We start from the raw sequence: 16,685 nt of genomic DNA, 5'->3' as shown, positions 1-16,685 counted from the left end.
TACAAGTTAATATTCTTTATGTAATTAAAAATACATTCCTTAGAGATAATTTATAGCAATAGTGCTTAAAGTACTACCTCAACGAAAAAACTATTAAAGAAAGATATTCTCCTCTGACAAATACTGATTAAATAATTGTCCACAAGCATTCGCATCACTTAATGCATCGTGGTGATTTAATTTTATAGCATATTCTTCAGCTAATACAGCTAACCCTTTTTTATAGATACGATACGTACAAAACTTATTATATTCAGGCACAGCTAAGTTGTAGTAACCTAATGTTTTTGCCAAAACAGGAAAGTCGAATGCAAATCCGTTATGAGCTACAACATTTTGATCTTTCACAAAAGGTTCTATTTGGTGCCATACCTCATCAAATGTAGGAGAAAACTGCGTATCTTCAGGAGAAATCCCGTGAATATCTACAAACTTAGACCAGTATAAATTTTGAGGCGGTTGAACTAATACATTAAGTGTATCTACTATTTGATTGTCTTCAAAAACAACAAGACCAACTTGACATATACTTGAGCGATCTGCTTGTGCTGTTTCAAAATCTATAGCTGTAAATCTATTCATCTGCTTTATTAAAAAATTAAGTAGCTAAAATACTGTTTTTATTGACGGGATACTCTGTTTAAACAACCTTTTTATGAAATCTACTCGTATAACATAAATTATTGTATCAAAATACTTTATCATAACTTACTATAATTATCATTAAATATTTAATAAATTATTATTAATTTTAAGCTCAAGAAGTTATATCCTTTTATCCTTTCAAAAAGGCTCGGTTATTGTAATATGATACTAAAAAACTCGGAATTATGAAGAAGACAATTATATTTGGAATGCTCGCAATTCTTGCCATCGCAATCATTGTGATCATAAAAACACTTACATTTGATTTCCAAACTAAAGAAAATATAAATAGCAAAGCAATGGAACATCCTACCAATAAAATAGCTCTACTAAGATTATCACAAGCTATACAGATACCTACGGTAAGTGCTGTAAACTACGAAGAAACAAACTTCAAGCCTTTTGACGATTTTAAAACTTTTTTACAGGAAGCATATCCACAGGTTTATGAATCTTTGGATGTAACTACTATAAATACATACGGACTGGTGTTTCATTGGAAGGGAAAAGATAGTACTAAAAAGCCACTTTTGTTTTTATCTCATTATGACGTAGTTCCAATTAATAACTTTGATTTTGATGCTAATCCAGTGCCAAAAGAAGCGATTGTAGAACTAAGCACCACATCTACTCCTTTAGCTAATTACCAAGAAGGTTGGGAAGGATATCCATTTAGTGGAGATATTAAAAATGGACGTATCTATGGTAGAGGAACAATTGATATGAAATCTATGCTTATTTCGATTATGGAAGCTGCTGATACATTGCTAGCAAAAGGATATGTTCCTAATCAAGATATATACTTTGCATTTGGACAAGATGAGGAAGTAAGCGGTAGACACGGTGCAGTTAAAATAGCAGAATATTTCAACAATAAAGGAATTCGCTTTGATGCAGTATATGACGAAGGAGGTTTTGTAACAAGTCCTAAATCTGTCTTACCACAAGTGGATAAAGCCATTGCGTTAATTGGTGTTGCAGAAAAAGGATTCTTAACTTTAGAGATTAAGGTTAATGGTACAGGAGGACATTCTTCTATGCCTCCAACAAAAGGATCTCTGGTATTAGCAGCTGAAATTATTGATAAACTTAATACAGAGCAGATGCCAGCAACATTGATTCCTCCTATTGAAAACTTTTTACACAATATCGGAGGAGCTATGGATTTTAAATCGAGAATGGCTATTTCAAACAAATGGTTATTGGGAAGTGCTTTACTTAAATCACTTTCTAAAAACCCTGGGTCAAATGCACTTATTAGAACAACCACAGCAATTACTATGGCTCATTCGAGTGATGCGCCTAATGTGCTTTCAGCTTCAACAGAGATTACAGTGAATTTCCGCATTTTACAAGGAAATACAGTTGAGGATGTTTTAAATCACGCAAAGAAAATATGCCAAGGTTACGATGTGGAGTTCAATGTAGTTTCTGCACGTGAACCATCCCACTTATCTTCACATACAAGTGAGCAATTCAAAAAGTTAGAACAAACAATAGCTGTCAATTATCCTAATGCTATTATTACGCCTTACTTGACAATTGCTGGTACGGATGCTTACAAATATGAATTAGTTTCTGACAATGTATTCCGTTTTATGCCTATTGAGATAAATCAATACGAACAAAGACAAATTCACAATGATAATGAGTCTATTACAATTGATAACTATATGCGAATGATTAATCACTTTAAATTGTTAATGCAACAATAGTAATTATATAATATAAAGGGCGAACTAATCTAATAGTTCGCCCTTTATATTATAATCACTTAGACAAATACCCTTAAATAAACGATAAACAATATTTGTAAAACTACAAGTGCATAAAATCCCCATAAAGCCGGTAAAAATGCCATAGGATTAAAACGCAGTGTCGTTAATTGCTGAAGTAAGTTTCCCTTACCGCCAACCTTCGCTTTGGACAAAATATAGTTTGTAGTACGTCTTTGAAGATTACTTGCTACAGCATTCGTAGCATTCATATTAATCAATTCTTGTTTTATAGTTTGCTTATCCAACGAATCAGTAAACAAGGCAGGTTGCTTAGCCTGTAAATACCCTAATAATTGAGCAATATAAGACGATATATACTCGCTTCCTTGTCTTTCCCACAACATCGCAATGGCTTTCTGAATTGCATATTTATTTGCAATTATAAAATAACCTATTAACATCAATATCTGTACAATAAAGATAAGAGCCACTGAATAGTTTATATCTTTAAAGAACGCTCCAACATTAGCGAAGAAGCCATTAGCTTCTAAACCTTCTCGTATAATGTAAATCTTGGTCATTGAATAAATTATAATCCACAGTGACAAGAATATACCAACAAGCATAATTCCCAACCAGCGCAACAAACAAATAAAAACAATCTTAAACGACTTTATTCCCTCATTACCTAAATTCTTTCCCTTCTCTATAAACTCTTTCATTTTACTTACGTATTACAATAGAATAAAAATACAATTAATTTTTTATACCTTCTTTATAAAAAACAAAAGGCTATACCCGTAGATATAGCCTTTATATATAAGTTATGATATACTAAGATATCTTATGTCAACATTCCTCCATCAACATTAATAACCTGTCCACTGATATAAGCAGACATATCAGATGCTAAGAATACACAAGCATTAGCAACATCCTCAGGAGTACCTCCTCGTTTTAAAGGAATAGCATCTCTCCATCCTTTTACAACATCTTCTGGTAATTTACCTGTCATTTCAGTTTCAATAAATCCTGGTGCAATTACGTTACAACGAATATTTCTTGAACCTAACTCTAATGCAATAGATTTAGAGAATCCAATTACACCCGCTTTAGAAGCAGCATAGTTAGCTTGTCCTGCATTACCTTTCACACCCACAACAGAACTCATATTGATAATAGAACCTTTTCTATTTTTCAACATTGTACGTTGCACTGCTTTGGTCATATTAAATACAGACTTAAGATTTACTTCGATTACAGCATCGAAATCTGCTTCTGACATTCTCATCAACAAATTATCTTTTGTAATACCTGCATTATTAATTAAAATGTCAATATTACCAAAATCTTTTAAAATCTCTTCAACCAATTTTTCTGCTGCTGAAAACTCAGCTGCATTAGATTGATATCCTTTAGCTTGAACTCCCATAGCAGCTAATTCTTGTTCAAGTTCAATTGCTGCTTGTGCAGATGAACTATAAGTGAACGCAACACTTGCTCCGTGTTGTGCAAATGCCATAGCTACTCCTCTACCGATTCCTCTTGTAGCACCTGTGATAATAGCGATTTTACCTTCTAATAATTTCATTTGTAAATCCAATTTTATATTTTGAACTAGACGCAAATATAAACAATTTGTATTTTGTTGTACTTTTTTTTACGCAGTTTGTCCTTGTTTTCTAAAGAAAGTCATATAAATTAATGTTACAATAAACAGTAAACCAAAGTAATAAGCGTGTTTTAGTAAATCAAGATAATCTAAGTTTCCATTTGAAAAACTCAATAAGATTAAGATTTGTGCTCCATAGGGCAATATACCTTGAACTACACAAGCAAAGATATCTAAGATTGATGCTACGTGTGGTCTGTCTAATTTATACTCCTTAGCAACATCATTTGCAAGATTACCCGCTACAAGAATAGATACCGTATTATTAGCTAAACATACAGCAACACCAGAAACTAATGCTGCAATACCGTACTCAGCACTCTTAGGTGTTTTCATACGACTCTTCATTTTAGTTAATAACCATTGTATTCCGCCTTCTTTCTCTACCATACGAGCCATTCCACCTGTTAGCATAGATAGTAAAAAGATTTCTGTCATTGATAAAAAACCTTGGTATATAAGGTTAGCAAAGCCAAACAAGTCATAATTCATTTGAACTAATCCTACAATACCTGCTACAACTATACCAATAAACAAGGCAACAAATACCTGTACGCCAGATAGCGCTAATACAATGATTAATATATACGGAATAACCACCCAGTAATTGTGATTAGGATCTAAGTCTAAACTCACACCTGCGTCGTTACTTTTCATAAATAACAATACAACAATCGTTAGAATCGCAGCTGGTAATGCCAATTTAAAGTTCGCTCTAAACTTATCTTTCATCTGACATCCTAATGTTTGCGTTGCCGTAATAGTTGTATCTGAAATGATAGATAGGTTATCTCCAAACATTGCTCCTCCTAACAACGAACCGCATAATAACCCCATTGAACTTCCTGTTTTCTCTGCTAAACCTATAACAATTGGTCCTAAGGCAACAATAGTTCCTACTGAGGTACCAATAGACAATGATAAGAAACTTGCTATAATAAAGATTCCAACGCCAAGATAAGCAACAGGTATATAACTTAATCCTATGTTTACCATCATATCTACTCCTCCTATAGCTTTCGTTACTGTAGCAAATGCTCCAGCTAACAAATAGATCAAACACATTGTGATAATCTTACTATCACCACAACCTTCCACTAAAGAAACAACTTTGTCTTGTAAGGGCGTTTTATAAAAAAGGATAAATGCTGTTACAATACCAATACAGATAGCAACAGGCGATGGAAGTTTGTAGAAATCACCTAAGGCAATACCACATCCTAAGAACACAGCAATAAATACTAAAAAGGGAATTAGGGAGTAAAATTTGTTTTCTGACATAACTTAATTTAAAAGTTTAAAATTATTTTATTCGCCAGAAACGTAGAAATAGTCCTTCTTATAAAGAAGCTGTTACAACATTTTTTCCATTTCTGGCTTATCGATTGCAGCACCTTGCTTGTTGTTGCAGGTTGCTATTTTCCTGAAGGTCATTCAGTCAAATTCTTGATAATAATACCGCAAATATATAAAAAAATAAGAAATAACAAAACTATCTATCAATTAATCAACAAAATATAGAATACAAAAATTCTTTTTTTGCGAACTAATTCTATTTATACTACATTTGAAACCGTACAAAAAATAAAATACAATGAAAAAATTATTGCTTTCGGCAGCCCTTATCGCAGGGTTTGCATTCTCTGCTCAGGCACAAAACAGTCCTAAAAATGCTATTGGATTGCGCTTCGGAGGAAACAGTGGATTAGGAACAGAAATTTCTTACCAAAGAGACTTAAGTAAAAACAACCGTCTTGAATTAGACTTAGGTTGGAGATCTCATAATCATTATGATGCTGTAAAGGTAACGGGTATCTATGAATGGGTATGGAATATAGAAGGTGGCTTTAACTGGTACGCTGGTGCTGGTGCGGCTGTGGGAACTTGGAATTATAGCGAAACTCACAAAGGGAAAAGACATTCTGATAGTGGTGCATTCGGACTTGTAACTGGTACAGTTGGTATTGAGTACAACTTCGATATTCCATTGCAAATTTCTCTTGACTTACGTCCTGAGGTTTATTTAAACGATAGCTATAGAGACGGTATCCGTGCTGACTTAGGTCTTGCAATTAGATACAGATTCTAATACATCTTACACACGAAAGCGATCTTACAATATAAAAGCCACCTCAACACGGGTGGCTTTTTCTTTTCGATCTTGTCTTAAACACCTATACTCTTTTGAATATGCTCAATTGTAGTAGATAGCTTAAACACTTATGACATTATAACCTTTGCTTTTATCCTACTTAGGGTTTCCTGAGAAATATTCAAATAGGAAGCAACAATCTTATTAGGCAATCGCTGTACAATCAACGGGTTTTGCTTCAACAATTCACTATAACGTTCAGACGCATCCATAGTAACCATTGCAAACAGTCTATTTGTATTGTTCACATAAGCAAACTCAAGGTACTGACGATAAAACTTCTCCCATTGAGGTACTTCTTCTAATAAATTGTAAAAATCATTATGTGTAATTGCAAACACCTCACTCTCTTCTAATGCCTGTAAATATTCAGACGACGGAGAGGTATTGATAAAGCTAACTAAAGCAGTTGCAAACTGGTTCTCAAAAGCAAAGAAACGAGTGGCATCTTGTCCTGCTTCATTGATATAGAAAATACGCAAACATCCTTTACAAACAAAATACAACTTCTGTGTACTAAGTCCAGACGAGGTCAATTGTGTTCCCTTTGCCAACTTCTCATAGTGAAAACGAGAAAGAATTAGGTCTAAATCCGCTTCTGATACGTTTATTCGCTCTTGGATATAGGCAATCAACTGTTTCATACATAGTGCTTATTTGTCAATTACAAAAGTACGGTAATAAACTAAATCTGCTATACTAAGCACAGTCATCTTATGCTCTTTGGCAAAATCAACTACCTCAGCTAAACGCGCCATAGTTCCATCGTCATTCATCAACTCACATAAAACTGCCTGCGGAGGTAGTCCTGCCAATTTCATTAAATCAATTGCGCCTTCTGTATGCCCGTTTCTCTCAAGTACACCACCATTCTTAGCACGAAGAGGAAATATGTGTCCAGGACGCGCTAAATCAGCTATAACAGCCTCTTTGTTACTCGCAGCGCGAACTGTTGTTAATCGATCAGCTGCAGATAGTCCTGTTGTAACTCCCTTAGCGGCTTCAATTGTAATCGTAAACGGCGTTTGAAAACGACTACTATTCTCCTCCACCATATAAGGCAAGGCTAACTCATCTGCCTTTTCATTGGTCAGACATAAGCAAATAACCCCACTGCAATAGCGTATTAATAGAGCCATATCTTGCTCTGACATCAAATGAGCAGAAAAAATAATATCCCCTTCATTCTCCCGGTCTTGATCGTCTAACAACAATATTCCCTTGCCGCTTTTTAAAAAGCTCAATGCATTTTCAACCCTTTCCTGACTATCCCAACCAAACTGGTTAAGTGTATTTTCTAATGTTTTCATCTCTTTTAGTTTAAACGCCAAAGGTCTATTATCACCAAAGTAGAAACATTGATGTAGGTCAATAAATTACATCCACAAAAAAAGACCTACAAATAAATGCAGGTCTTTTGACATCTAACGTTAGGGAAAGACTTATTCGTCTTGGTTTAACGTATGTGATATTTTATCTAAGTTCAAGCTATTTGCCATCGCTGAGAATATATCGTAATACGTTTGTTTATTATCATATAAAACTTCGTGTGTACCACTTTCAACCACTTGCCCTTTTTCCATTACAATAATATTATGGGCATCTATGATCTGAGAAATACTATGTGATACAATAATTACTGTACGGTTTTCCTTTATCGCATCTAAACTCATTTTTATCTGTTCAGTAGCAATAGCATCTAAACTTGCGGTTGGTTCATCTAAAAAGATAATAGCAGGATTTTTTAGAAACAGTCGTGCAATAGCAATGCGCTGTTGTTGCCCTCCTGATAGCAAACGGGCGTCAGCTTGATACCCTTTCGGCAAATCTATAATCTGCTCGTGTATATACGCTTGTTTAGCCGCTTGCTCTACTTCCTCAAAACTGGCTTGTGGATTACCATAGCGAATATTCTCTTCAATACTTCCTTGGAAGATGTGATTCTTTTGAAGCACCAAGCCAATATGTTTACGGAGCTCTTTGGTATCGTACTCTGCTAAGTCAATACCGTCTAAAAATATTTGGCCTTTAGTAGGCGCGTAAAACTTGTCTAAGAGATTGATAACTGTACTCTTTCCTGCTCCACTTAGCCCTACTAAAGCCGTAGTTTCATTGGGTACAATAGTCATCGACACATCTTTCAATGCCGTAGTACCATTAGGGTAGTCAAAACTAACATCTTTAATTTCTATTTTCCCTTTAACCTCTTTTGGAATATACGATCCGGTAGATTCAACCTCATCTTCTGCATCTACAATTTCAAAAAAGCTTTCCGAATAAATCATCGCATCATTTACATCGTCATAAATACGGTGTAACTGACGTATAGGCGCTGTAACATTATTAAACAATAGAACGTGAAACATAATAGCACCAACAGTCATTTCTCCCTTCAACACAAAATAAGCAGTTAATAAAATAATAATTACTAATCCGAATTGCTCTATAAATCCTTTCACGGCATCAAATACAAAACTCGTACGTCTTGTTTGCAATTGATTTTCCGTCATATCATACTGAATTACTTCGTGCTTTTGGGCTTCTAATGGTTCACGCACAAAAGACTTGATAACAGTAATTGAGTTGATTAGTGAGATTATTCCGTTGTTCTTATTCTCTCGATAGCTACGCATTTTACGTCTATACCCCTTTAGTTTTGTTGCTTGTCGCTGGCTAACATAAAAATATAAAGGTATCATAGCCGTACTTACCAGTCCCACATAAACATTGGCACTATAAATAAATATCAAGGCAACAATAGCGTTGGCAAAAAGAGGTAATATATCTATAAAGAAATTCTGTATTAATCGCGTAATACTACTGATACCTTGATCAATACGAGTTTGTAATTTTCCACTATCATTGTCGTCCGAAGTATAAAATGCCATACGATACGTCAAGATGCGATCTACGACCAATTGCGATATATCTCTTGACACATAAATACGCAATTTCTCCCCAAAAAATTTCTGTCCGAACTGAATAAACGCAAGTATAACCTCCTTGCTAATTAAAATAGCACTACAAATCAGCAACATCTTATAGCCATAGTTCAAATCGTGTAAACCATTTATTACATTGGTCAATTCGTCTACCAAACGACGGAGAACAATAGCATTTACTTGAACCGCAAAAGAACCCACTGCAGTAAGAACGAGCGTTCCTATAATTAACCGTTTATAATTAGCTACAAAGGGTTTAATCTTCTTTAATATCTTAAATAAATTCATAGTACAAAGATAGCTATGTTACTTATATAAGTATTTGACCTACATCAATAAAACACAAAATCACGCTACTACTAAAGAATAGGAACTGTTAAATAAACATCAACAAAATGCGAATTATTAAAATTTAACTACATTTGAAAAAATATAAAACATAAGAAAAATGAAAAAGATCACACTATCATTATTAGCTGCGTTAGCTTTTAGTTTCACAGCTAATGCACAGACACCAGATGTAAAAATAGGTGTTAAAGGAGGTTTAAATATTGCAACTTTAACTGGTGAAGGTTCTTCATCATTAACTGGTTTCAATATTGGTGGAGTTGCTGAAATCTTTGTAAACGAGAAATTCTCTGTTCAACCTGAGATTTTATATTCTACACAAGGAGCTGAATACTCAATTTTTAAGAAGGACATTAAAGCTGAATTACATTATATCAATGTACCTGTAATGGCTAAATATTACGTTTATGAAGGTTTAAACATACAAGCTGGTCCACAGTTTGGATTTAATGTAAAATCTGAATTAGATGGTAAGGATATTAAAGATATGACTAAAGGATTTGACTTTGGTTTGAACCTTGGTTTAGGGTATGAATTACCAGTAGGTGTATTCTTTGATGCTCGTTACAATTTTGGTTTAACTGACACTTTCAAAAGCCAAGCTGGAGTAAAATCAGACACTAAGAATAGTGTATTCCAAATTTCTGTTGGTTACAAATTCTAATCAAATTAGTATCTAAAATAAGAAAGGCTATCCTTTACAGGGATAGCCTTTTTACTTATAAAAATCTTTCTTTCTTCAAAAAGTCATAAACCATTAAAACGCCTGGAACTAAAACAGACTCTTGTTTATAGTCGCTATAGCTAAAATACTTAACGGCTCCTATTTCATTTGTTGGGTGTATTTCCTGCTCGCCTAAGTCATAAAGAAAACATTCTTGACGCATCATAATGTTTAACTTTTCTCCATAAGCAGGCGCTGATACGTGTAAAAGAGCTCTCATTTTAGAAGGGTCTAACGCAACAGCTAATTCTTCTTCAACTTCTCTAATCAATGCTTCTTGCTTATTTTCTCCTTGATCAACCTTTCCTCCTGGCAAATACCACGCTTTCTTATTGTTGCTATAAGCTAATAATAATTGACCTTTTTTAACTACAACCAATCCTACGGTAGGCAAATCAATCCATTGTTCGTCTGTAACAGTAACGTGAAAAATACTCATCATACGTCCAGGAACATTTGTCAATACACTCCTAACTACGGTCCCTCCTACTCTTTGATAAAATCCATCCGTATTAGGATCAGCAAATACTTCAATATATTTATAACCTTCTTCTCTACTGATACGTTTAATTTCTTTAATAACCTGTGTACCATAGCCTTTATTTAAATAATCCGGTAAAAACCAAAGGTGTTCTAATCCTACATAATCTCCTTTAGAAACTAAGGCAAAGAAACCGATGAATTCGTTTGCTAAGAAGCATTTATAAAGATTACCTCGTTTAAAATTCTCTTCTGTAATTGTTAATAAATCAATCCATTGGCGAATAAGCTCATCTGCATATCCCCAATGTTTTTTTGCAGTTATAGCTGTTTCTGTCAGCAAATCACAATCTGCTATTGTGGCTTTTTTATATAGTAAAGTGGACATATAATTGTTGTTTGAATCTCAAATTTACTACTTTTCAAAACTTTTATTTATAACATTTATAAATAACTTAGTATTTTCGTTTATAAATACAATAAATTATGACTATCAGAAATGCTGTATCTGCCGATATACCTCAATTACAGTTGATTTACCAACAACAATTTCAAGCCTTACAAGCATACCAACCAGACTATTTTAAAGCTGATTTACCAGCTATTGATTTTTTACAAGAAACTATTGATGCTGATGACTGTGAGTTTATCATCGCTGAAGATAAGGGTATTATAATTGGTATGGTTGCCTTGTTTATTGAAGAAACCCTTCCTTACGAATGTTTTGTACCTCACCGTTACTTAAACTTTGCAGATATTTACGTAGTACCGTCTTATAGAAATCAAGCCATAGGCAGACAGTTAATTGCTGAGGTAAAAAGATGGGCTGCTACTAAAAAAGTAGATTACATCGAATTATTGGTTTTAAAACAGAATGTACAAGCATATGAACTTTACTTACGTGAAGCATTTGAACCTGTACATACTGTTATGCGCTATACCATAAAGTAAAGCCATTTATCAGATTAAGCCTCTTTTTTATTAAAGTAACATCGTAACTTATGGTAAGTAGAGTTCTTATGAAAACTTTTAAAACAATAGTCAAACGCTCAAAGCTTTGTTTGTATAAGTTACTTGTAGTTTCGTAAAACAATAATAAATCAGTTCACACAACATTATGTACTAACTCATCACTTTTTTTCTAATTTATCTATCTTAAATAGTGAACTTCACCTACAAACCATTCCCTTTTTGTTTGTCTTTATATAAAAAATAAGCCCCAAGAATAATTGCCAAGAAACTAATGACTACAAATATCTCTTGTGGCATATCTTCTCCAATACCATTAAGTGTTACAAATACAGCAACTATACCGATAAAAATAAATAGATAACCAAAAACCTTCATTTCTCGTTGTTATAAATATTCTTTGCAATTTACATTTATTATGCCAAAAAAAGTCTGTCTAACAAGGTAAACAATAGATATAAGGTTAAATATACTTTTGTGAGATATAGTCCTATTAGGATGCCCTTTTTATTTTTCGGCTATTTCAATCCCTTTTAACCAAGCCTTTACCCACTTCTTTCCATCCTCTTTGTCCATCTTTGGCAAAGCATAAGACATCTTCTCTATTATTTGTCCCATTTTTGTAACATTTTCTCCCATTTCTTGAAATACTTTTGCATCTTCAAGTCCATCTACAGCAATATATTCGCTTTGTTTGTTGCATATTGCCATATACTCATCAATAACAGCATCTACCTCCTTAGAAGTCATTTTCTTAACCTCTTGCTTTTTTTCACCAAGGTTATCTTTATACATCTCTACTGTCTGCTCATAGATCATATTCAACTTTACCTCGTCAATTTCCTCTGCTCCAATATCTATCTCCTCTGTACTTAAAATCTCTGGATGTGTTTCTAAATTAGTACTTTCAATACCTTCCAAAGCTTTTACATCAACACTATCTCCTTTTTTATTACAACCTACGACTATCGTACCTGACAATAATAAGCCTAAAATTACTTGGTTTTTCATATCTATTTTTATTTTGGTTTCTCACAAATAATTTAATCCCATCACCGCTATAAATACTTCAACACAAAAATCAACTAATCCATTTATAACCAAATAAATATAATGTAAAAAAATCACAATCTGTAATTATCTATTGATGTATTACACACCATAAGCCTTAAAACCAAAGTTATTACCCGCAATAAGTAGATATAGATATATTATTACATACAAACTTCTAAATAAGTATTGCTAAAAAACAAATTAACTTCAAGCTTCAATTAAACAAATAGCTAAAAAACTTAAATAAAAACAAAAACATACGTAAATTAACAAAATAACGAAAAGTAAAGCATAAAATTAGCATACATTATTTAAAACATTATATTTACAAAAAATAAAATCATGACAAAAAGAACATTATTAGTTACATTACTTATTTTAGGAAGCTATACTTTTTCTTATGCTCAAGAAGCGATCGGAATTAATACCAATTTACCTCGTACAACACTTGATGTAAATGGTAAACTAACAGTTAGAGATACTGGAAACTTACCGTCTGAAGGTAAATTAAAAGCCTTGTATGTAGATTCAGAGAATGGATTAATAGGAACAGTAGCTCCAACAAAAGCAACAGCACCTATTTCTGTTTTCACAGCGAAAAGCTCTAATATTGTTCCTCACAACGTAGACAATGCTAATTTATTTAATCAAGGAGAAACAGAGATTAAAATCCCTATTAGCATTAATGATGCTTCTCCAAATAATCTAAATTTAACTGTTGAAGATACCTATAACATAGTCATATCTGAAGATGGTACTTATCAAATATCCTCTTATATAAATGTTGCGACAAGTACAAGTAGCACTGAAAAAAAATTGCCAATACAAGAAAAAAACAATGAAACTTACGTGGAACTTACTAATTATTATAAAGTTATATTTATATATGCCTACTTATCATTAAATAATAAGACAAAAATTGCAGGTACAAGACCCATTCTTACAAGCGTATTAGGTAGTCAAGCAAATTTAATTACTCTTCCAACTGTTACGAGAACTCTTAAAAAAGGCGATAAATTATCAATACAATTCCATAGAACAACGACTTCTAAAGATATCCCAGCGGGAGATGATGTTACAAATATTGGTTTAACTTCAAATTATGGCTCAGCACCATATAGTATAACTATAAACAAATTATAGCCAAAACGAGAATTTATCTTATAAAAGCGTATTTTTCAAAAACAATTCGTTCTTAATGTCTCAAATTAAATCATTCCATTTATCCATAAAAAAAGCGAACCTCACAGTTCGCTTTTTTACTATTTTATTAATTGTAAGGACTCGTCATACATCCCTATCAAAATACTATTTCCTTTATCATCTACCCGAAGACCTCCGTATTTTGCCTTTTCATACTTCTCTGCCTCTCCTTCTTGAAAAAAGAAACTCTCTGCTCCAATATTATAACTCCAATCTGTATTGTTGAAAAATTTAATGTAAACTTGTCCTTCTTTAATCTCTCCTATTTGGTCTGTCATCTTTATATAATGTCCTACTTGATTGGCATCAATATCTAATAACACATAGCCTCGCACGCCAATCTCTTTCGACTCCTTAATTTTCTTCTCTTGTAACGCTATCGCTTCATCGAGTGCTATACTATTGTTACCTATTGAATCATTAGCAAAAAATGCCTCAGTTGCAACTTGAACTGCTTGCCAACTTCTACCTTCACGAGTAATAGCGTAATTTAACTCCATATAATCCCCTTGCATCAATGATCGTGGGTCAACTGGTGCAAGTTCTAACAAAACAAACTTACCTTCTTTAATTGTATTCTCCTTGTTCATCACCGCTTTTACAAATAATAAAAGCACTACTACCAAAGTAGCAATGATGATTATTGTTGTTTTAGACTGTTTCATCTTTCTTCCAATTTTTTTGAATTAACCAATACATTGCTAAAAAGAATATACCACTTAATAGAAGTGAAATAGACTTTATTAATAAGGTCATTCTCAAATCATAATAAAACATTCCCATCGACCAAATTAAAGCGAAAACAGATAAAACAAATCCTACTTTATACTGTTTCTTAAACGACCATAAGATAAATAAAACACTTACTGCAAAAGCTGGATAATCAAATCCTACGTAATACAAAAAGAACAGCAATAATGCGTAAATAATTCCTTTTGTAACCACAGACACTATTTGTAATTTTTTCATCAATTGCTGTACAGTCAGGGCTGTTGCCCCTATAAACACAAGTGTCAAAACAACTCTTGACATCACTGAAACAGTATTGAAATAGTGAAAATAACGCATTGTTGACCCCATTACACTCATAAATAAAGTATAACAGAAAGTTGCTGTAAATACTGGTGTGTACATTTGACTCATCAATGTATTCTTACACCTGATCACCTCTTCTTTGTAGAATAAATAAACCGTCAATAGGATTAATAAACTCATATAAATTGGCAATACAACATACAGTCCTTTAAAAACAAGTAGGCAGTTAATACTGATCAATACCCCTGCTGATGCTAAGAACGCAATAAGCTGATTTCTATAAATAAGCAGAGAAATAACTGACAATATCAATCCCACCGAAGCAAGTATTACATCAACTTTACCGTAATCACCTACTGCAATTGCTGTTTCAAACAAGGCAAAACCAGATATAAAAGTTGCTACAGCTAAACCATCTTTAATAGCACTTGCATTACTTTTATTAATAAAATATGTTATTCCTAATAGCAATACACTAATAATAAACAAAGGGACATCTTCAGACAAACTACGTTCAAACAACATAAACAAAAAGCCCATAAACATCGTCATTCCTAATAATCCTCCTATAATAGCAATAACCTTGATAAAAACTGTTTTAACAGAGTTTGTATGCTGTAATTCTGTAAGCTTTGCTCTATCTATAACCACACCTTGACTCTCAAGATTATTGATTACTTTATCTAACGAATTATGCTCTTTCATCTTTCCACATTTTTAATTTGCCCGTAATCATCTTTATCATCCCCATTGTTGCGCCAACTATATAAATAGCATAAACCAATAAAGACCCTATGCCAATATCGAATAAGCGAAGTAGCACTATAAAACCAATAGAAACAATAGCTAATAATGAGTAACTATACAACAAGATGTCTTTTCGTCTTTCACTTTGTACGTATCCTAAGATTATTCCAGCTATCGTAATAACTGACAAAGGAATCATCCCTGTCAATTCGCTTTTCGAATATTTTAAGTTATTTGTAAAGACAATAAACGCTATACCAACAACACCTATAACATAGCAAGCAAAAGTCATTATGACTTTGTAGTAAATAGCTGCTTTAAATTCTTGGAATTTGCCAATGACATATGGCAATCCTAACAACAACAGGTTTAAAACCAATAAGGATAATAACACATAAAAGGCATTACTCCCCTTTACTGCTTGTATAAAATATAAAGATAAGGTGGTATTTGCTAATACAGCATACAGTAACCATTGTGGTGTAAACTTAGAAACGAAAGTCCACGCTGTAATGGCTAAAACCCACATTAAAAACAAGTCATAAGCATTAGCTCCCGTCTGATATACTTGTCCAAAAACAGCAAAAAGTACGCCTATTAAAACTGACCCTCCCAAAAGAGCTACTTTTCCGATTAAGGAATCCATTCCTTTTACAACTGATAAACCAATAGCCGCTATAAGCAACAAAATAATAACAGCAAACTTTACAAAACTCGACATCTCTGTCCAATTGTACGCAAAAAAGAACACCACACCGCTTAAGGCTAAACCTGCTCCTAAAGCAAGTATAAAGTAAGAAATAAACATTCTCCACTCACTCACCTTAGCATAACTATGCTCCTCTAAGAGCTCATTCAACTTAGTATCACTAATAGAACTACACTCTTTCAAGAGATATAACTCGTCTTTATTTATTTTCTTTTCCATAGTAATTCGATTATAATTGCAAGCTACTTTTCCCCAACTAACCTACTAATCAATTGATAACGTCAATCA

General features: G+C 33.2%; 18 protein-coding genes and 1 riboswitch. Of the genes, 5 read left to right on the top strand and 13 right to left on the bottom strand.

Features of this window, described 5'->3' with window-relative positions:
- Positions 1 to 93 precede the first annotated feature (93 nt).
- Positions 94 to 582: a 3'-5' exonuclease gene (locus tag BLT46_RS04250; protein WP_090406708.1), complete on the bottom strand. Its 489-nt coding sequence runs from the start codon at positions 580 to 582 to the stop codon at positions 94 to 96.
- A gap of 248 nt (positions 583 to 830) precedes the next feature.
- On the opposite strand from BLT46_RS04250, the gene BLT46_RS04245 reads away from it, so the two are divergent.
- Positions 831 to 2,360 (top strand): M20/M25/M40 family metallo-hydrolase, encoded by a 1,530-nt coding sequence (locus BLT46_RS04245; RefSeq protein ID WP_090406705.1) that lies wholly within the window; start codon positions 831 to 833, stop codon positions 2,358 to 2,360.
- A 59-nt stretch (positions 2,361 to 2,419) separates the two neighbouring features.
- Here the strand turns inward: BLT46_RS04245 and BLT46_RS04240 are convergent, their stop codons facing one another.
- The 3 genes from BLT46_RS04240 to BLT46_RS04230 all read right to left on the bottom strand — a co-directional run bounded on the left by BLT46_RS04240 (position 2,420) and on the right by BLT46_RS04230 (position 5,316).
- Positions 2,420 to 3,085 carry a hypothetical protein gene (locus tag BLT46_RS04240; RefSeq protein WP_090406702.1) on the bottom strand — a complete coding sequence of 222 codons (666 nt, stop codon included), beginning with the start codon at positions 3,083 to 3,085 and terminating at the stop codon, positions 2,420 to 2,422.
- A 122-nt stretch (positions 3,086 to 3,207) separates the two neighbouring features.
- Entirely contained in the window at positions 3,208 to 3,954 is a 747-nt protein-coding gene (gene fabG, locus BLT46_RS04235) for a 3-oxoacyl-[acyl-carrier-protein] reductase (protein ID WP_090406699.1), read from the bottom strand.
- Between the two features lie 69 nt (positions 3,955 to 4,023).
- On the bottom strand, positions 4,024 to 5,316 hold the full coding sequence (locus tag BLT46_RS04230) for a Na+/H+ antiporter NhaC family protein (RefSeq protein WP_090406696.1): 1,293 nt from the start codon (positions 5,314 to 5,316) through the stop codon (positions 4,024 to 4,026).
- A 70-nt stretch (positions 5,317 to 5,386) separates the two neighbouring features.
- Positions 5,387 to 5,493: riboswitch (SAM-I-IV-variant riboswitch) on the bottom strand.
- A 136-nt stretch (positions 5,494 to 5,629) separates the two neighbouring features.
- Here BLT46_RS04230 and BLT46_RS04225 point away from each other — a divergent pair.
- Complete coding sequence (locus tag BLT46_RS04225; RefSeq protein ID WP_090406693.1) at positions 5,630 to 6,124, top strand: hypothetical protein; 495 nt, start codon at positions 5,630 to 5,632, stop codon at positions 6,122 to 6,124.
- Between the two features lie 131 nt (positions 6,125 to 6,255).
- Here BLT46_RS04225 and BLT46_RS04220 read toward each other — a convergent pair whose 3' ends face one another.
- The 3 genes from BLT46_RS04220 to BLT46_RS04210 form a co-directional block, all read right to left on the bottom strand.
- Positions 6,256 to 6,831, bottom strand: a complete 576-nt coding sequence (locus BLT46_RS04220) for a Crp/Fnr family transcriptional regulator (RefSeq protein ID WP_090406690.1) — start codon at positions 6,829 to 6,831, stop codon at positions 6,256 to 6,258.
- Between the two features lie 9 nt (positions 6,832 to 6,840).
- On the bottom strand, positions 6,841 to 7,497 hold the full coding sequence (gene ribB, locus BLT46_RS04215; RefSeq protein WP_090406687.1) for a 3,4-dihydroxy-2-butanone-4-phosphate synthase: 657 nt from the start codon (positions 7,495 to 7,497) through the stop codon (positions 6,841 to 6,843).
- A gap of 132 nt (positions 7,498 to 7,629) precedes the next feature.
- Positions 7,630 to 9,417, bottom strand: a complete 1,788-nt coding sequence (locus tag BLT46_RS04210; RefSeq protein ID WP_090406684.1) for an ABC transporter ATP-binding protein — start codon at positions 9,415 to 9,417, stop codon at positions 7,630 to 7,632.
- Positions 9,418 to 9,577: 160 nt separating this feature from the next.
- Here BLT46_RS04210 and BLT46_RS04205 point away from each other — a divergent pair, with 160 nt between their 5' ends.
- A complete protein-coding gene (locus BLT46_RS04205) occupies positions 9,578 to 10,141 on the top strand; it encodes a porin family protein (RefSeq protein ID WP_090406682.1) in 564 nt (187 codons plus the stop codon).
- A gap of 55 nt (positions 10,142 to 10,196) precedes the next feature.
- Here the strand turns inward: BLT46_RS04205 and BLT46_RS04200 are convergent, their stop codons facing one another.
- Positions 10,197 to 11,069 (bottom strand): GNAT family N-acetyltransferase, encoded by an 873-nt coding sequence (locus BLT46_RS04200; RefSeq protein WP_090406679.1) that lies wholly within the window; start codon positions 11,067 to 11,069, stop codon positions 10,197 to 10,199.
- Between the two features lie 98 nt (positions 11,070 to 11,167).
- On the opposite strand from BLT46_RS04200, the gene BLT46_RS04195 reads away from it, so the two are divergent.
- Positions 11,168 to 11,632: a GNAT family N-acetyltransferase gene (locus tag BLT46_RS04195; RefSeq protein WP_245722940.1), complete on the top strand. Its 465-nt coding sequence runs from the start codon at positions 11,168 to 11,170 to the stop codon at positions 11,630 to 11,632.
- Between the two features lie 222 nt (positions 11,633 to 11,854).
- Here the strand turns inward: BLT46_RS04195 and BLT46_RS13155 are convergent, their stop codons facing one another.
- On the bottom strand, positions 11,855 to 12,028 hold the full coding sequence (locus BLT46_RS13155) for a hypothetical protein (protein WP_176770721.1): 174 nt from the start codon (positions 12,026 to 12,028) through the stop codon (positions 11,855 to 11,857).
- Between the two features lie 129 nt (positions 12,029 to 12,157).
- The gene (locus BLT46_RS04190; protein ID WP_090406673.1) at positions 12,158 to 12,661 is read right to left on the bottom strand and encodes a class I SAM-dependent methyltransferase; all 504 of its coding nucleotides are present in this window, start codon (positions 12,659 to 12,661) and stop codon (positions 12,158 to 12,160) included.
- A 384-nt stretch (positions 12,662 to 13,045) separates the two neighbouring features.
- Here BLT46_RS04190 and BLT46_RS04185 point away from each other — a divergent pair, with 384 nt between their 5' ends.
- Complete coding sequence (locus BLT46_RS04185; protein ID WP_090406670.1) at positions 13,046 to 13,846, top strand: hypothetical protein; 801 nt, start codon at positions 13,046 to 13,048, stop codon at positions 13,844 to 13,846.
- 119 nt (positions 13,847 to 13,965) lie between these two features.
- On the opposite strand, the gene BLT46_RS04180 is transcribed toward BLT46_RS04185, so the two are convergent.
- Genes BLT46_RS04180 through BLT46_RS04170 form a run of 3 tightly spaced genes read right to left on the bottom strand, consistent with a single transcriptional unit; the run spans position 13,966 to position 16,616 of the window.
- On the bottom strand, positions 13,966 to 14,571 hold the full coding sequence (locus BLT46_RS04180) for a GDYXXLXY domain-containing protein (RefSeq protein WP_090406668.1): 606 nt from the start codon (positions 14,569 to 14,571) through the stop codon (positions 13,966 to 13,968).
- Positions 14,558 to 15,646, bottom strand: a complete 1,089-nt coding sequence (locus tag BLT46_RS04175; RefSeq protein ID WP_090406664.1) for a DUF4401 domain-containing protein — start codon at positions 15,644 to 15,646, stop codon at positions 14,558 to 14,560. Before BLT46_RS04175 ends, BLT46_RS04180 begins: the two co-directional genes overlap by 14 nt.
- Entirely contained in the window at positions 15,633 to 16,616 is a 984-nt protein-coding gene (locus BLT46_RS04170) for a DUF2157 domain-containing protein (protein WP_090406661.1), read from the bottom strand. The genes BLT46_RS04175 and BLT46_RS04170 overlap by 14 nt, the downstream gene beginning before the upstream one ends.
- Positions 16,617 to 16,685: the final 69 nt, after the last annotated feature.

This window comes from Myroides phaeus (assembly GCF_900099675.1).
GTDB lineage: Bacteria > Bacteroidota > Bacteroidia > Flavobacteriales > Flavobacteriaceae > Flavobacterium > Flavobacterium phaeum.
This window is presented reverse-complemented; position numbering and strand designations above follow the sequence as displayed.

Bases quoted from the DNA above. Each gene is read 5' to 3' on its own strand.
- BLT46_RS04250 (WP_090406708.1), bottom strand. From the start codon at position 582: ATGAATAGATTTACAGCTATAGATTTTGAAACAGCACAAGCAGATCGC.
- BLT46_RS04245 (WP_090406705.1), top strand. From the start codon at position 831: ATGAAGAAGACAATTATATTTGGAATGCTCGCAATTCTTGCCATCGCA.
- BLT46_RS04240 (WP_090406702.1), bottom strand. From the start codon at position 3,085: ATGAAAGAGTTTATAGAGAAGGGAAAGAATTTAGGTAATGAGGGAATA.
- fabG (WP_090406699.1), bottom strand. From the start codon at position 3,954: ATGAAATTATTAGAAGGTAAAATCGCTATTATCACAGGTGCTACAAGA.
- BLT46_RS04230 (WP_090406696.1), bottom strand. From the start codon at position 5,316: ATGTCAGAAAACAAATTTTACTCCCTAATTCCCTTTTTAGTATTTATT.
- BLT46_RS04225 (WP_090406693.1), top strand. From the start codon at position 5,630: ATGAAAAAATTATTGCTTTCGGCAGCCCTTATCGCAGGGTTTGCATTC.
- BLT46_RS04220 (WP_090406690.1), bottom strand. From the start codon at position 6,831: ATGAAACAGTTGATTGCCTATATCCAAGAGCGAATAAACGTATCAGAA.
- ribB (WP_090406687.1), bottom strand. From the start codon at position 7,497: ATGAAAACATTAGAAAATACACTTAACCAGTTTGGTTGGGATAGTCAG.
- BLT46_RS04210 (WP_090406684.1), bottom strand. From the start codon at position 9,417: ATGAATTTATTTAAGATATTAAAGAAGATTAAACCCTTTGTAGCTAAT.
- BLT46_RS04205 (WP_090406682.1), top strand. From the start codon at position 9,578: ATGAAAAAGATCACACTATCATTATTAGCTGCGTTAGCTTTTAGTTTC.
- BLT46_RS04200 (WP_090406679.1), bottom strand. From the start codon at position 11,069: ATGTCCACTTTACTATATAAAAAAGCCACAATAGCAGATTGTGATTTG.
- BLT46_RS04195 (WP_245722940.1), top strand. From the start codon at position 11,168: ATGACTATCAGAAATGCTGTATCTGCCGATATACCTCAATTACAGTTG.
- BLT46_RS13155 (WP_176770721.1), bottom strand. From the start codon at position 12,028: ATGAAGGTTTTTGGTTATCTATTTATTTTTATCGGTATAGTTGCTGTA.
- BLT46_RS04190 (WP_090406673.1), bottom strand. From the start codon at position 12,661: ATGAAAAACCAAGTAATTTTAGGCTTATTATTGTCAGGTACGATAGTC.
- BLT46_RS04185 (WP_090406670.1), top strand. From the start codon at position 13,046: ATGACAAAAAGAACATTATTAGTTACATTACTTATTTTAGGAAGCTAT.
- BLT46_RS04180 (WP_090406668.1), bottom strand. From the start codon at position 14,571: ATGAAACAGTCTAAAACAACAATAATCATCATTGCTACTTTGGTAGTA.
- BLT46_RS04175 (WP_090406664.1), bottom strand. From the start codon at position 15,646: ATGAAAGAGCATAATTCGTTAGATAAAGTAATCAATAATCTTGAGAGT.
- BLT46_RS04170 (WP_090406661.1), bottom strand. From the start codon at position 16,616: ATGGAAAAGAAAATAAATAAAGACGAGTTATATCTCTTGAAAGAGTGT.